The following is a 15,648-nucleotide window of genomic DNA, read 5'->3' on the forward strand; positions in this document are numbered from 1 at the left end:
CAATGGAACTACTTCATCAATACGGCTCATTATTGATTTTCATTACAGCCGTTTTTGGCTTTTTTATGGCCTTTGGCGTAGGAGCCAACGATGTTTCAAATGCAATGGGAACATCCGTTGGCTCAGGAACAATCACAGCAAAACAAGCCATTATTATTGCAATGATTTTTGAAGCGGCAGGTGCTTATCTTGCCGGTGGCGAGGTCACCGAAACCATCAAAAGCGGCATTATCGACACCATGCAATTTGTTGCCGAGCCGGAAGTGCTGGTCTTTGGCATGATGTCAGCTTTATTCGCTTCAGGCGCATGGTTATTAATTGCCTCCCGTATGGGCTGGCCGGTATCCACAACCCACTCTATCGTCGGTGCGATCATCGGTTTTGCTTGCGTGACTGCAGGACCACACTCTGTTGACTGGAGCAACATTAAAAATATTGTAGGTAGCTGGTTTATCACTCCCTTACTTGCCGGTTTACTCGCTTACGCTATTTTTATCAGCACACAAAAACTGATTTTCGATACAGAAAGTCCTTTTAGAAATGCACAAAAATACGGCCCTTACTACATGGGCATCACCATTTTTATTTTGTGTATCGTGACCTTAAACAAAGGGTTAAAACACGTTGGATTGAATTTAAGTAGCACAGAGAACTTACTGATTTCTTTTGCTATCGGCATTATTTCCATTATTTACAGCCACTTTTATTTCCGTAGCATCAAATTTAAATACAAAATGTTGGAAGGCGGCTCCTTCGGCGGCGTAGAAAAAGTCTTCAGTATTCTGATGTTGATGACCGCTTGCGCCATGGCGTTTGCCCATGGTTCAAACGATGTAGCCAATGCGATTGGCCCACTTTCTGCGGTTGTTGCCATTATTGAAAGCGGCGGTCAGATTGTTAACAACGTTCCCCTTGCTTGGTGGATTCTACCTTTAGGTGCCGCAGGGATTGTTGTTGGTTTAATTGTTATGGGTTATAAAGTAATGGCAACCATCGGCACCGGCATTACGGATCTCACACCAAGCCGTGGTTTTGCAGCCCAGTTTGCAACAGCAACCACCGTGGTTATCGCCTCTGGTACCGGATTACCGATTTCCACTACGCAAACCCTTGTTGGTGCGGTGTTAGGTATCGGTTTTGCGCGCGGTATCGCGGCCATTAACTTAAACGTTATTCGTAATATTGTTGTTTCTTGGGTGGTTACGCTACCGGCCGGTGCGTTCTTCGCTATTATTATTTATTACCTCTTAACAACTATTTTCCATTAATCCTGTCTGAAAAGTGCGGTCAATATTTACGTTAAAATTTCACCGCACTTTTCGTTTTTTTATAAAGGATTTCCCTATGCAAAAAGCTTTATCTACACTGCTTGCGCTATTTTGCTTCACTGTCGGCATGTCTGCCGCACAAGGAGAAACAAAATACGTCACAGAAAACCTCTCCACGTTTTTACGCAAAGGCGCCGGTGAACAATTTAAAATTGCCGGCACCATTCAAGCAGGCGAAGCCGTTACCGTATTAGATAAAAAAGATCGTTACACGCTGGTTCGCGATAGTAAAAACCGTGAAGCCTGGATTTTAAGTAGTGAACTCAGTACCAACGCCAGTAGCAAAGATGAAAATCCGAGATTAAAAAATCAAATTCAAGAATTGAGTTTAAAACTCAATCGTTTAGATGATGATTGGCAAAAACGCACGGTAGAAATGCAACGCCGAACCAAACAGGCAGAGCAACAAAGTAGCGAATTATTGGAACAAAACTCCCAACTCAAACGGGAATTGGAAATGACCAAAAATAAAAATCGTGATTTAGAAGCCATGTTAGATGCCGGCAAACGCGAAATTGCCATTCAATGGTTTATCTACGGCGGTTCGGTACTGGGCGTGGGATTGGTTCTCGGCTTAGTATTACCGTTTATTATGCCTAAACGCCGTCGTCGCGATAGTTGGTCATAATGGCGGAAAAATTTCACGTCTATTTAGTCGGGGGCGCAGTTCGCGATCAGCTTCTCAACCTTCCCGTCAAAGATCGGGATTGGGTGATTGTGGGTGCCACGCCACAAGATTTGTTAAATCAAGGCTATCAACAAGTCGGTAAAGACTTCCCGGTTTTTCTCCATCCACAAAACAAAGAAGAGTATGCTTTAGCGCGTACTGAACGTAAAGCGGGCAACGGTTATACCGGCTTTATTTGCGATTTTTCTGCTGACATCACGTTAGAACAAGATTTAGTTCGTCGCGATCTCACCATTAACGCCATTGCGCAAGATTTAGCCGGCAATTTATATGACCCCTATCATGGCGTGGAAGATCTAGAAAAACGTGTTTTGCGCCATGTTTCCCCCGCATTTTCGGAAGATCCTTTACGCGTTTTGCGGGTCGCCCGTTTTGCTGCTCGCTATCATTACTTAGGCTTCAACATCGCTGATGAAACTCTACAATTAATGACCGCACTTAGTTCGCAAGGCGAGCTACAGCATCTGACACCCGAGCGCGTTTGGGCAGAAACTGAAAAAGCCTTAAATGAAAAAAATCCTGAAATTTACTTTGAAACCTTGCGTCAAGTTGGTGCACTCAAAGTACTCTTTCCCGAATTAGATGCCCTTTATAGCGTGCCAAATCCGGCAAAATATCATCCGGAAATCGACAGCTTCGTGCATACGATGATGGTATTACAACAGGCAACACAGCTTTCAGAACAGGTCGATTGCCATAAAAGTGCGGTCCGTTTTGCCGCCATTTGTCATGACTTAGGCAAAGCCTGTACCCCAAAACAAAACTGGCCCCATCACCACGGCCACGAAAAATTAGGCGTTGCTCCGACAAAAAGCCTGTGTAAACGCTTAAAAGTGCCGACATATTATCAACAGCTGGCAGAACTCACTTGCGAATATCATTCACATGTTCACAAAGTGTTTGAGCTACGCCCTGAAACGATAGTAAAACTCTTTAATACCTTTGATGTGTGGCGTAAGCCATTGCGTTTTATGGAGTTTCTTCTTGTTTGTTTTGCCGATACACGAGGCCGCAAAGGATTTGAACACATTCAATACCCTCAACAGGAATTTGCCATCGCCTTGTATCAAGCTGCATTAAAAGTAGATATTCAATCTATTATCGCTGCCGGTTTTGAAAACAAAGCCATTCGTGATCAACTTAATCGCGGACGTATTTTTGCCGTCAAACAAAAACGCCAAGAAATCTTACCGCACTTTAAACCCTAAACCGGCGTTGAATGCTTTACGCCATAAAAATCGAGTCGTAAAATCACCGTTATTTTTTATCAAACAGGTCATGTATGAAAACCATTAAATTTTCTCTTTGGATTCTCTTCGCCGGATTGTTATTGGGCGGCTGTACCGTCGATCAGCAACGCCCTACCGATGTAAAATACATCGAAAAAACGGATCCTACATGGCAACAGCACTTAAAACAGTTACAACAAATCAAAAGTTACCAAGCTTTAGGCCAACTGGGTTATATCAGCACGAAAGAACGTTTCTCTACCCGTTTTGACTGGCAATACCAAGATCCACAAAATTACACGTTGAAACTTTATTCCACGCTCAGCAGCGAAACGCTACAAATTCAAATGCACCCACAAGGCATGACAATTTCCGACAATAAAGGTCGTCAACGTTCCGCTACCGACGCAAAAATGTTACTCAGAGAAATTATCGGCATGGATTTCCCACTCGATCAATTTGTCTTTTGGCTAAAAGGCCAACCGAAAGATAACAGCGACTATTTAGTGGCAGACAATCATTTCCTCGGCTCTTTTACTCATCGCGTTGATGGTAAAACATGGACGGCAGATTATCTGTCCTATCACCTCAATCGACAGCCACCGATGCCAGAAAATATCTTGCTGAAAACCGAAGGACAAACCCTGAAGATTCGTGTGGATGAATGGAACTTAAAATGAAAACATACCAATTTTCCACCGCACTTTTAGTGCCAGAAAGCTTAAATAATGAAGCCGGCCTGCGTTTCCCTTGCCCGGCGAAATTAAATCTGTTCTTGTATATCAACGGAAAACGCCCGGATGGTTATCACGAATTACAAACGTTATTTCAATTTGTGGATTTTGGCGATTGGCTATCGATTAAGGTGAGAAATGACGGCAAAATCAATTTAATTTCACCAATCGCTGATTTGGCATCTGAAGATAATTTGATTTATCGTGCGGCACATTTATTACAGCAAAAAACCGGTTGCTTACTCGGCGCGGATTTACAATTAGATAAAATTCTGCCCATCGGTGGTGGCGTGGGTGGCGGCTCCTCCAATGCGGCAACAGCGCTTGTCGCCTTAAATTATTTATGGAAAACCCATTTAAACACCGAGCAACTTGCCGCTCTTGGTTTAAGCTTAGGTGCGGATGTCCCCATTTTCGTGCATGGCAAAGCCGCGTTTGCCGAAGGCGTAGGTGAAAAAATCACCTATTGCGAACCACCGGAGAAATGGTATTTAGTGATTAAACCGAATGTGTCTATTTCTACCGGCGTGGTTTTTTCCTCCCCCGATTTGCCGCGAAATACCCCAAAAAAATCACTGCAACAATTATTGTCCGAAGAATACGTAAACGATTGCGAAAAAGTTGTACGAGATTACTATTCAGAGGTTGAAGAAATACTGAACTGGTTGGTAGAATATGCTCCGGCAAGATTAACAGGAACCGGCGCTTGTGTTTTTGCGGAATTTGACGATGAAAAATCTGCTCAATCCGTGCTCAACGACATGCCAAAAGCATATTTTGGATTTGTCGCCAAAGGATTAAACGTTTCACCGTTACGCACGATGTTGGAACAGCTTAAAAGTGAAAATCCGTTTCTCCGTTAACCCCCTAATTTTATCATCTAACACCTGAGGTCAAACTTACAATGCCTGATATTAAACTCTTCGCCGGTAACGCAACACCGGAACTCGCCAAACGCATTTCAATATGCTTAAAAACGAAATTAAGCGATGCAACCGTTGGTCGTTTCAGCGATGGTGAAGTACAAGTGCAAATCAATGAAAATGTTCGCGGTAGCGATGTATTTATCATTCAATCAACCTGTGCACCAACGAATGACAACTTAATGGAATTATTGGTTATGGTTGATGCCTTACGTCGCGCTTCTGCCGGTCGTATTACTGCCGTAATCCCTTATTTCGGTTATGCCCGCCAAGACCGCCGCGTTCGTTCTGCTCGTGTACCGATTACAGCAAAAGTCGTGGCAGACTTCTTATCCGGCGTTGGCGTTGACCGTGTGTTAACCTGCGATTTACACGCAGAACAAATCCAAGGTTTCTTTGATGTGCCGGTAGATAACGTATTCGGTTCCCCGGTGTTAATCGATGACATTTTGAAAAAAACCGACTTAGTGAATCCAATCGTTGTGTCTCCGGATATCGGTGGTGTCGTACGTGCCCGTGCTGTGGCGAAATTATTAAATGATACCGACATGGCGATTATCGACAAACGCCGTCCACGTGCCAATGTTTCTCAAGTAATGCACATCATTGGTGATGTAGCAGATCGCGATTGTATCTTAGTTGATGACATGATCGACACCGGCGGCACCTTATGCAAAGCGGCTGAAGCCTTAAAAGAACGTGGTGCTAAACGCGTCTTCGCTTACGCTACACATGCGGTATTCTCAGGTTCTGCCGCAAAAAACCTTGCCAGCGATGCGCTAGACGAAGTTGTCGTGACAGACACCATTCCATTGACGGACGAAATTATCGCATTAGGTAAAGTTCGCTCACTAACATTATCCAAAATGCTTGCAGAAGCAATTCGCCGTATCAGCAACGAAGAATCCATTTCTGCAATGTTTGATGAATAAGCGAAAAAAAACGCATAAAATCAACCGCACTTTAAATGACAAAAGGCTTAGAAAACTAAGCCTTTTGTTTTTATATCAAATCAATATTCCCACTTTTAATTATTGGTTTCCTTGTTTCACCACCTTAAATCTGCCTTCCCATGCTATAATTACAACCATATTTTTGACACATAGAGGTATCACATGAAAAAACTTATTTTAGTCTTTACGGCAATTTTAACCATCACCGCCTGTTCTCAGCCAAAAGATATTTATTTTAATGGCTCCGAAGGTTCTCACTCCGGTTTAAAATTCGATAAAAACACCAAAACATTGGGTATCAACAACTAACGCCAAATCCTATCTCAAATCTCAAAGTGCGGTAGAAAATTTACCTATTTTTTCGACCGCACTTTCATTTCCTTAATGGGTGATTTTCACCGTCACATTCATTGTCGCCCGATAGCCTGCTTCATCAACAACGGTAATTTGATATGTACCGATATTTGTTGGTTTCCATAAAAATGTTTCGTCTGCCCTGCTTTCACCTAAATACGCGTTATTCACAAACCAATAAAGATGCTGAACTTCGCCTGAGGTCGTGGCAATTAACGGAATGTGGTCTTCTACACTATTCGTATTAATAAAATAAATTCGATTTTCCAGTGGTGAGGTAATTTTCAGCGGATTATGCGTAATCTGTTGTAAAGACTGAGTTTGCTGTTCATAAGGGCATTCGGCATTGACCATCGGGCTACGTTTCATGATTCCGGCTTGAGCAAACAATTTTTGATAGTCACTGCTCCAGATCTCATAAATTTTTTGTTCAGTCTCCTCACTCGGATCCGTTGCACAAGCTAAAACATCCGTGCCTTTGCGTACGCGTAACTGCTGATAGATATTGCTCACCTGAATGGGCGATTTACCTGGAATAAAAAGAGTATTGGTAAGTTGCTGGCAATATCTATTCGGTAAGTTGCCATCGGCGGCACATACCGGTACATCTTTTAAAGTTAACTTTTCACGGCTAAGCGGATCTTGCATCGTCGGAGATTGCGCAATAATCGCATCTGCCAGCTGTAAAAATAACGGTGCAGCCAGGCGACGCCCGATAAAGTGCGGGTTGCTTTTATTGTTAAAATGACCAAACCACACGACCAACGTGTAATTGCCGAAGTAGCCGGCTGTCCAAGCATCGCGCAATCCGTTAGACGTGCCGGTTTTCCAATAAATCGGTAACTTGGTTTTAATGGCTTTGTTATAAATATCGGTGCGAATATTCTGCGATAAAATGTCGCCTAACATATAACTGCTTTCCCGGCTTAATAACGGGACAGGTTGTTCGGAGGAGGCGTCTTTCAAGGATTGCAACGGTTGCCATTTTCCCCCATTGGCAAGGGCAGCATATAAACCGGCCAGCTGCTGCATGGAAAGCTCGGCACCGCCTAACACCAACGACAAGCCATAATGGGCTTTTTCCTTCGGCAAAACAATTTCCGCTTGTTTCAGCAAATCGTAAAGATCAGGATATTTCAGACGTTGTGCCATCTCGACTGCTGGAATATTGCGGCTTTGTAATAATGCCTGCGTAACGCTCACCGGTCCGAGGAAATTACCTTCATAATTCTCCGGTTGATAATCGGCAAAATTCGTCGGCAAATCTTTTAATATCGTTTTAGGATGGGCTAGCCCTTGATCAAAGGCTAAGCCATAAATAAACGGTTTCAAGGTCGAACCATAAGAACGTTTTGCCAATGTGCCGTTAATTTGCCCGCTGATTTGCGGATTAAAATAATCAGCGGAACCTACCAAGGCTTTAATTTGCATGGTGCGATTATCCACCAACAATACCGCCAGATTATTCACGCCATAGTTTTTTTGTTGTTGCAAATAGCGTTGGCTGATTCGCTCAACCAAACGTTGTAAGCCGCTGTTTAAACTGGTGACAAGACGTCCATTTTTAGCCTCCTCTTTTTCCGCATATTGTTGCAATACTTGGTCGGTAAAGTGCGGTGCGAAAAAAGGAAGTTTTTCAATGGGGCGTAAAGGATAATTCAATTTGAAATGGGATTGCCATTGGCGATCTTGCGGATGACTTTCCACCCAACGGGCATACAGTTTATTACGCGCATTGAACAATTGCGGATTCAGTTGCTGATTATTCTGTTGAATGTAGCCGTTCGGATTTTTTGGCAAAATCGCTAAGGTCATGGCCTCCGCTAAATTTAGGTTTTTGTTGGCTCGGTTAAAATAAATCAGACTTGCCGTACCGGCGCCTTCAATGTTTCGTCCATAAGGCGCAAAGTTGAAATAGGCTTCTAAAATATCCTGTTTGGAATATTGCAACTCTAATTGAACGGCACGGAAAATTTGCTCGATTTTCCCGTGGATAGTGCGGCTGTCAATATTCCATAGAATCCGCGCCAATTGCATGGTGATGGTAGAACCGCCCTGCGGTGAGCCACCTAACAGATAGGTTTGTGCCGCGCCACGCAACAAACCGTAAGGGTTCACCCCAAAATGATAATAAAACCATTCATCTTCCTGAAAAAGCACGGCATCCACTAATTGTGGCGAGAGTTCTTCTAATGGCGTCCAAAGGCGATATTTCTGATCTTTTGCTGTGGTTAGGCGTAATAAATTCTGCTGTTCGTCATACACTGCGACAGAATAGGGAAAACGTTGTTTCAAAGGCTCATGAGGTAAAAAATGAACCACTACGGCTATAACAAATAAACCGCATAAAACAAGATACAAGCATTGACGAAATTTCTGTGACATAACCATCAAACATGACAAAAACAAAAAAGTGCGGTAGATTTTCAATGTGTTTTATCGCCAAGACAGCTCCGCCCTTTTTACTTAACTTACGATTAAATTTCCTTTTCTGCCTATGACAAAAAGAGCCCGGCTTCATAGTTGACTAACAAACCACCGACAATTAACCAAAGGTAAACCAAGGTGCCGAGAATCAACGGCTTAAAACCGGCCTGTTTAATGGCGCCGATATGCGTTGTTAACCCCAACGCAGCCATGGCAGAAACAAGCAGAAATGTATCAAGCTCCACCAAAAATGTCACTAACGCTTGCGGCAATAAATTAAACGAATTGAACACCGCAACAGCAATAAACCAAAGAGCAAACCATGGAATAGTGATTTTCCGAGACTCTCCCGCTTGTGCATCTTTAGTCAAAAGCCAAGACAATCCCAATAAGAAAGGGGCCAACATCATGACCCGAATCATTTTGGTAATCACTGCCGTGTCCGCAACAACCGGACTGATATTGCCGCCAATGGCATAAACCTGCGCCACTTCATGCACGCTGGAGCCCACATAAATACCGAATTGGTGTGGTGTCATGAATGAGCTCACCCAAGGATAAAATAGCGGATACAGAAAAATAGACAGCGTGCCGAAGATCACCACCACCGCAATCGCCACCGAGACTTTATGCGATTCTGCCTTTGTTACCGGTGCGGCAGCCATCACGGCAGCTGCACCACAAATACTGCAACCGGAAGCCGTGAGATAAACAAGTTGTTTATCCATTTTGAGATAACGAATACCAATAATACAGGTGAGCAAAAAAGTGGAAAGTAACATCAGGGCATCGGTCAGAATTGCGTTTATTCCCACATCAGTAATATCCTGCAAGGTGAGTCGAAAACCATACAACACGATCCCGGCACGTAAAATCTGGCCTTTAGCAAACAACACGCCTTTTTCAATATGGCTTTCATAACGTTTATAAACACTATTGCCAAAGAGCATCCCCAGCAAAATGGCAATAATAAGAGCGCTTAAATGCGCCTGCTGAGCAAATGGTGTTTGACTTATTTGTTGTGCGATAAATGCTAAAAACGCCACACAAATCAGTCCGAAATAGAATGATTGATTTTTCATTGGATTTGTCATGAAAGGGAAATGAGGCTTCATTATACGCTGAGAACAGCGAAAAATGCAGTTGATTCTGACCGCACTTTAGGGCTTGTAAACCGTTAGCAATAAAAAACTCTCCATCAAACGAGGGAGAGTTTTTTATTTTTTAAGCGATTATTGAATCACTTCAATATCGCCTTTCGCAGCAGATTGGGCATTAACCGCACGGTTATACATGTTTTCTGCATAAGCTTGTGGAATTTTGAATTTACCCACGTTCACTGCTTTTAATTGATATTGAATGACGGTGGTGGTCTCACCCACGGAACCGTAGCTCAACATACGGTCTTCACGCAAATCACGGTGTACCCAGTTAAAACGTTGTTTAGTTTCCTCTTGTGCACTCATGTCACCATTCCCCGTTACCACTTCAAATCCAGCCGGATAAAGGTCGGTAATCACCATGTTGTCTTGCACATTTTGCAATGTACGCACATTGACTTGTACGTTAATGATGTCGCCAAGTTTCACAGAAGTCACCGGTTTACCGTCTTTATCTAAGTAAGTGCGGTCGATTTCCACGCCGTTTTTAATCGCTTCAGCAGACGGCTGTTGTACATAGCCGGATTGGCTAATGGCATACCAGGCTCTTTGCGTACTTTGGTTAACAAAGTTAAGCGCAGCTTTGTCTGCATTGATATTGGCTAACACAAAAGCACCTTGTACACCGCCGATATTTTGACCTTCTTGCTGAATATGTAATTTTTCAAGTTGGTCAGGGTATTGCTTACCGTAAGCCTCTAATGCTAAAAGCACCATTGCGGAAGACAAGCTGTTATAACGATCCTCGTTTAAATCTTGCACAATGCCTTCAAACAATCCGTTAGATAATAGCGCTGCCTGTTTCGGGAAATGACGTGACAACACATACAACACCGAACTTTTCTCAATCAACGGATCTAAATAATCGCGATAGAACCATTCGCTTTTCGCCTGTGGATGATCAAAGTTTGCCATCAGATTGTTCATCAGCGTGTTTGCATCTTCTTCCTGTTTCACCAACTGATAGGCACCAGCCAACCAAGCCGCGGCTAAATCAGATTGCCATTCTTCCGCTTTGAAATGACGCTCCAATAAACTACGGATAGACATTAAGCTGTCGCTTGGCACTTGACCTAAACGCGCCAATAAGTACGTAGCATAAGCGCGTTGACGCAGCATGGCTAAGTCATCTTCACTTTCCGGACGACTTAAACGTTCTAATGCCGCAATTGTTTGATTAAACAAGCCGTTTGGTGCAATCCATGCTGCCGGTAATTGCACGTTGTGCTCTTGCGCTTCAATGAGGAAATGCGCCACATAAGCCGTTAAGAAGGCATCATCCTCATCTAAACCTGACCATACACCAAAGCCTTCGTTCTCAGTTTGACGCGCCGGTAATAAATTAAAGACACGATTCAAATTATTGTGTAATTGCTGTTTAGTGGCTTCAATAGCTTGCTTGTCGCCCGCTTGTGATAAAACGCCAAGTAAACTTTGGTACTCAGGATTATTCGCCAATAACAGATTAGGCATTGCCGCACTAATAATTTGTTCCGTACAGAAGTTATCATAGTTGCCTAAATAACTTGTGATGCCTTTCGCTAAGACTAACGGAGCGGAAGAGATCAGCGCGTATTGCTCACGGCGTTGTGGGAACAACAGATTCGGTAATTCGCCTTGTACCTGTTGATTTGCCGCCACATCACCCACTTTGATGAATTGCTGTTTCGCCGTCAGTGGACGCACAGAAATACCGTATTTGCGTTCAACCTGTGCCGGTTGTTGCTGTTCATCTAAGTAAGCTGCGGTGAAATATAAAATACCGCTACCAAGCAAATCTGTTGCTTTTAATTGGAAATCCACCACGCCTTCGCTCATCGGGGCTAATACAATGGAGGTTTTCGCATTGCTTAATACTTGGAACTGCGGTGCAACATTGAGCTGAACAAGCACATTTTGTTTACTCTTCGTATTATTCGAAACGGTCAAACTGACTTTACTTTCATCATTCGGTGCCAAGGTTATCGGCGCACTTGGCGATAAAATCATGTCGTCACGCACCAAGGTTTCCGCTTGTGCGATATTCATTTGTAAACCGTCATTTGTTACGGCAACCGCCATGACTTTCAAATTACCATTAAAGCCCGGTGGAATTTGGTAAGTTACCATTTTGCTTCCGTCCACATCCACAATATTTGACCAGAACACAGCCGGTTTATCGGTTTTACGTTTAAATGGATTGGTATTGGCCGCTAAGGCTTTTTCCAACATAGCCACTTCTTCTGAGTCACCACCGGTTTGTGCAAACTGCAACACTTTACGAAATTCCGGCAAAATCAAATCCAAAATCTGCAAGGTCTCCACTTGAAGGGCATATTTCGGGAAGAAAAACGCCAACGGATCTTCTTGTTTATGCCCTGCCACTTGCAAGATGCCTTCATTCACCGCATAAATCACCGCTTTACTTGGTTTATCAGCAGATAACGTAAACTGCACTTTATCACCGGACTTCACTTGCTGTGGTGCATTTAACGTCACATTCAAACGATGGTTATCCACATTGACGCTAAACGGCGCAACGCCATAACTTAGCGGACTGGTGAAAATATCATCGGATTGCATATCACGAGAGAATTGAACGTTAATATAGCCACTTCCCTCAAAATTCTCAGGAATTCTGATTTTTTGTACAAAACGGTTAGTCGAGGATTTAAACCATTGATGAGCATATACACGATCTCGTTCGATAGTAATTAATCCACTCCCTGCATAAGGTGCGTTAATCGCCACTTCAATTTCTTCACCCGGCATAAATTGTTTTTTGTTCAAATTCAATTTAAGTTCAGTGTTTTTATCCATGGCGACAGAGACGTTGCTGTTGCCAATCACCGTATAAGGTATGCGATTGACGGTTTCACCGTATTGGTTATTAATGACCAATACAAAATCACCACTACGCTCGGTATTCAAAACAAAATCAGACCCGCTTTGATCAATATCCAACGGTTTTTCATCAATTTGATTTTCCACCAGTTTAGATTCGTACTTATAAGCACCGGAACGTTGTTCGGTCAGCACGGAAACATATTTACGCTCCATTAAGACCGCACTTAGCCCTTGCACGGAAATTTTTTGCAGACTTGGATTAATCGCAATTAAGTTCACCTGACTTACGCCGTTTTCTCTTAAATAATTCAAGTCTTGTGCACTGCTGTAGCCCACTAACCAAGGTTGCGCAGAAACCAACACCGATTGCACTTTAGATACGCCACGACCGCTGTTATTTTCATAGCCGTCCGCCGTGAAATACAACATCTGTACGGTATTTTCCGCTTCTTGCGCTAAATTCAAGGCAAAAACGGCATCACCGTTATTATCCGTGGTTTGATCCTGTAATTCGGTTTCCAACAAAATCGCATTTTTATTGCGTTGATTATCATAGAACTGATAGTTCTTGTATTCAGGAAAGCTCGGGAAAAGAGAATGCAACATGATGTTTGCACTCACTAGGCGTTTTTGCGCCGGCGTACCAAATAAATTCGTTAAATGGATGGTCGCCTTTAAATCCTGCGGAGAAACCCAACCGGCTTGTTGGCTACGATTAAACATCGTATTGATTTTCAACGTATCCGGTTCAAATTCCTGCACTTGGAACGTCATAGAACCAACATCAATTTGTTCTTGCTGTTGACCAATAGAAATATGTGCCGTCCATTCACCGGTTTCTGCATTTTCCAACAACGGATAAGTCAAATCATTAAAACCACTTTCACTCACACGGATCGTTTTTTGCCATTGTGTTTTACCGGACGGTGACGTGATTTCCAAAGTAAGTGGCACATTGGCCAAGGATTTTTTCCAATCCAACGCCTTGCTGATCATGCCGATATACACGGACTCACCGGGGCGATAAATACCTCGATCATTAAACAAGAAGGTCTTAATGGCGTTTTGTTCCGGCGAAATTTCCTGACCGCGAATATCAAAACGGGAGAAATCTAAAGTGCGGTCTGATTTATCAATTGGTAGGAAAGACTGATCTTGCCCGCGTGTGACCAAATACATGACCGGCTCAAGTTCTTGCTTAAAATTCTCTAAAGATGGAAGCTGAGCCACCCCAAGTTTATTGGTAAATTGGCTGGCGATCACCGTGTTATTACGGGAAATCACTTTCACCAACGCATTCGACACCGGTGCGCCACTGGCAATAGATTGCACGAAAACAGATTGTGTCCCATCCGCAGCTTTTTTCGCAATAATGCCCAAATCCGTTAACACGATTAAACGGTAATCACTGGTTTGTGAATTCGGATCGGAATCCCAATAATAGTAGCTGTCTTCATCTTTTCTATCTTTTAAATTATCGCCGTCAGATTCACTACCAGAAGTCACCGCACTTGCTTTTACCCAGAAGATTCCTTGCTTCGGCAAACCTTTTTGCGATAAATCTACGCTGAGATAATCTGATTTACGTGGATTATCGTTAGCTACGGTAAGGGTCTCCGTTTTAAACGTCGCAATATCGTCAAATTTCAAATTGCCTAAATCCGGTTTTTGGAAACTATTGCTGTTTAAATTTGCCACATGACGAAGTTGCTCAGCCTGTACGCGGCCAATATCCAGTTGCACACTGTCAGCGTTACGTACAGCAAGGGTTAATTTGCCGTCGCCATATTGAGACAATAAAGAACCTTTTCCCACAAAGCCGACATAGGTCGGATAATTCGGCGCACATTCTAAGCTGCCAATCGGTTTTTTCAGTTGATAACCGCCTAAGGCTGTGAATTTATTATTCAGTTGCAAATACAGACAACGTCCTTCCGGAATATCAAAACGGAAAGATTGTTGCGCTGAGTAAGGATGTTCGCTTGGAATTAATTCCGGTTGAACGCGTTCACCTCGTCTCACCGCCGCTTCCGTTAATTTTTCCGATTCCCAACTTTGTCCTTCCGGTAATGCTGGTAACAAGATCGCAATAAGATTCTCAGCAATGTCTTTACCTTTCACGCCATAGTTAAAATTAAAGGTTAGAACCTGTTCCGCTTCATTTTGCTGATTATTAATGACTTTAAAACTATTATCTTCGTTTTGCAGACTGTATTTCGTCGGCACTGGCACGAGCTTAGTGATGTCTTTGTCTAAGGTATTCACACCGGTCTTCGCACGCAACGTTTGGCTAATTTTGGTTTGCACAAATTGATTCGGTTGGGTCGATAAAGACAGGTCATCCGAGCTGATCCACGCTTCCAATTTATTGTCGGAATAACGAATCTTAAATTTCAACGGATTAATCAAATTGAGCGATTGATCCTGATTTTTGCGGACTAAATTTACTTCAACCGCACTTTCTAACGCTTTCGGATCAACCGGATTAGAAAACACCAAATGTGTTAACGCATGACGAACATGAAAGACATTCGGATCCTGATAAAAGTCCGCATCGGAGTCGACAACGCTAAAAGGCTGGGTTTTCACAGAATGCGGCGTGGTGACCGATTTCGCATAGGTTAACCCTGGGTTTAATGCCGTTTTATCTAACGTGATTTTATATTCTTGCCCTGTTGGCCAATCCTGTGCGGGCGTAAAACTCAGTAAATTATCACTCGACCAAACCCATCTCCCTTCAAGGGCAGGTTCCATTTTAATGCCTTGCGTGATCTCAGTTTTCAGTTTATCAATCGGTGCGGCGGCGCCATTAAATTCAATGTTCAGTGGATAAACGGTATTTGATGCACCCTCTTCCCCGTAATAGGTTGGTTCAATGGGATTAAATTTCACGTGAACCGCATTGTTTTCATTTCCCTTTTGCTGCTGATACCAATAACTGCCGCCACCGGCTGTTATGGCTAACACGAGTGCACCAAGCACTGAAAATTTTATTTTGCCTTGCATTAGATGCTCCCCTGATTAAC

Annotated in this window: 10 protein-coding genes; 7 read left to right on the forward strand and 3 right to left on the reverse strand. The window is 43.1% G+C overall.

The annotated features are described in order from the left end of the window. The first annotated feature begins 2 nt into the window (after window positions 1–2). From LQ983_RS02125 to LQ983_RS02155, 7 genes are all read left to right on the forward strand, one after another. Window positions 3–1,268, forward strand: coding sequence for an inorganic phosphate transporter (locus tag LQ983_RS02125; RefSeq protein ID WP_006717510.1), 1,266 nt, complete (start codon window positions 3–5; stop codon window positions 1,266–1,268). 76 nt (window positions 1,269–1,344) lie between these two features. Then, the gene (locus LQ983_RS02130; protein ID WP_111296477.1) at window positions 1,345–1,956 is read left to right on the forward strand and encodes a TIGR04211 family SH3 domain-containing protein; all 612 of its coding nucleotides are present in this window, start codon (window positions 1,345–1,347) and stop codon (window positions 1,954–1,956) included. Beyond that, window positions 1,956–3,224 carry a multifunctional CCA addition/repair protein gene (locus tag LQ983_RS02135; RefSeq protein WP_230621473.1) on the forward strand — a complete coding sequence of 423 codons (1,269 nt, stop codon included), beginning with the start codon at window positions 1,956–1,958 and terminating at the stop codon, window positions 3,222–3,224. The genes LQ983_RS02130 and LQ983_RS02135 overlap by 1 nt, the downstream gene beginning before the upstream one ends. Before the next feature lie 74 nt (window positions 3,225–3,298). After that, window positions 3,299–3,925, forward strand: a complete 627-nt coding sequence (gene lolB, locus LQ983_RS02140; protein WP_230621474.1) for a lipoprotein insertase outer membrane protein LolB — start codon at window positions 3,299–3,301, stop codon at window positions 3,923–3,925. After that, window positions 3,922–4,842 carry a 4-(cytidine 5'-diphospho)-2-C-methyl-D-erythritol kinase gene (ispE, locus tag LQ983_RS02145; RefSeq protein ID WP_230621475.1) on the forward strand — a complete coding sequence of 307 codons (921 nt, stop codon included), beginning with the start codon at window positions 3,922–3,924 and terminating at the stop codon, window positions 4,840–4,842. The genes lolB and ispE overlap by 4 nt, the downstream gene beginning before the upstream one ends. A gap of 41 nt (window positions 4,843–4,883) precedes the next feature. Then, complete coding sequence (locus LQ983_RS02150; protein WP_006717500.1) at window positions 4,884–5,834, forward strand: ribose-phosphate pyrophosphokinase; 951 nt, start codon at window positions 4,884–4,886, stop codon at window positions 5,832–5,834. Between the two features lie 183 nt (window positions 5,835–6,017). Then, entirely contained in the window at window positions 6,018–6,164 is a 147-nt protein-coding gene (locus LQ983_RS02155) for a hypothetical protein (RefSeq protein WP_006717498.1), read from the forward strand. 72 nt (window positions 6,165–6,236) lie between these two features. Here the strand turns inward: LQ983_RS02155 and pbpC are convergent, their stop codons facing one another. From pbpC to LQ983_RS02170, 3 genes are all read right to left on the reverse strand, one after another. Continuing rightward, complete coding sequence (gene pbpC / locus LQ983_RS02160; RefSeq protein ID WP_230621476.1) at window positions 6,237–8,594, reverse strand: penicillin-binding protein 1C; 2,358 nt, start codon at window positions 8,592–8,594, stop codon at window positions 6,237–6,239. A 110-nt stretch (window positions 8,595–8,704) separates the two neighbouring features. Next, entirely contained in the window at window positions 8,705–9,718 is a 1,014-nt protein-coding gene (locus tag LQ983_RS02165) for a YeiH family putative sulfate export transporter (protein WP_230621477.1), read from the reverse strand. Window positions 9,719–9,868: 150 nt separating this feature from the next. Continuing rightward, entirely contained in the window at window positions 9,869–15,628 is a 5,760-nt protein-coding gene (locus tag LQ983_RS02170) for an alpha-2-macroglobulin (protein WP_230621478.1), read from the reverse strand. Window positions 15,629–15,648: the final 20 nt, after the last annotated feature.

Origin of the sequence: Aggregatibacter sp. Marseille-P9115, assembly GCF_920939465.1 — a bacterium.
Taxonomy (GTDB): Bacteria; Pseudomonadota; Gammaproteobacteria; order Enterobacterales; family Pasteurellaceae; genus Aggregatibacter; species Aggregatibacter segnis_B.

Excerpts from the sequence above, each read along its gene's own strand:
- LQ983_RS02125 (WP_006717510.1), top strand. The coding sequence starts at position 3 with ATGGAACTACTTCATCAATACGGCTCATTATTGATTTTCATTACAGCC.
- LQ983_RS02130 (WP_111296477.1), top strand. The coding sequence starts at position 1,345 with ATGCAAAAAGCTTTATCTACACTGCTTGCGCTATTTTGCTTCACTGTC.
- LQ983_RS02135 (WP_230621473.1), top strand. The coding sequence starts at position 1,956 with ATGGCGGAAAAATTTCACGTCTATTTAGTCGGGGGCGCAGTTCGCGAT.
- lolB (WP_230621474.1), top strand. The coding sequence starts at position 3,299 with ATGAAAACCATTAAATTTTCTCTTTGGATTCTCTTCGCCGGATTGTTA.
- ispE (WP_230621475.1), top strand. The coding sequence starts at position 3,922 with ATGAAAACATACCAATTTTCCACCGCACTTTTAGTGCCAGAAAGCTTA.
- LQ983_RS02150 (WP_006717500.1), top strand. The coding sequence starts at position 4,884 with ATGCCTGATATTAAACTCTTCGCCGGTAACGCAACACCGGAACTCGCC.
- LQ983_RS02155 (WP_006717498.1), top strand. The coding sequence starts at position 6,018 with ATGAAAAAACTTATTTTAGTCTTTACGGCAATTTTAACCATCACCGCC.
- pbpC (WP_230621476.1), bottom strand. The coding sequence starts at position 8,594 with ATGTCACAGAAATTTCGTCAATGCTTGTATCTTGTTTTATGCGGTTTA.
- LQ983_RS02165 (WP_230621477.1), bottom strand. The coding sequence starts at position 9,718 with ATGAAAAATCAATCATTCTATTTCGGACTGATTTGTGTGGCGTTTTTA.
- LQ983_RS02170 (WP_230621478.1), bottom strand. The coding sequence starts at position 15,628 with ATGCAAGGCAAAATAAAATTTTCAGTGCTTGGTGCACTCGTGTTAGCC.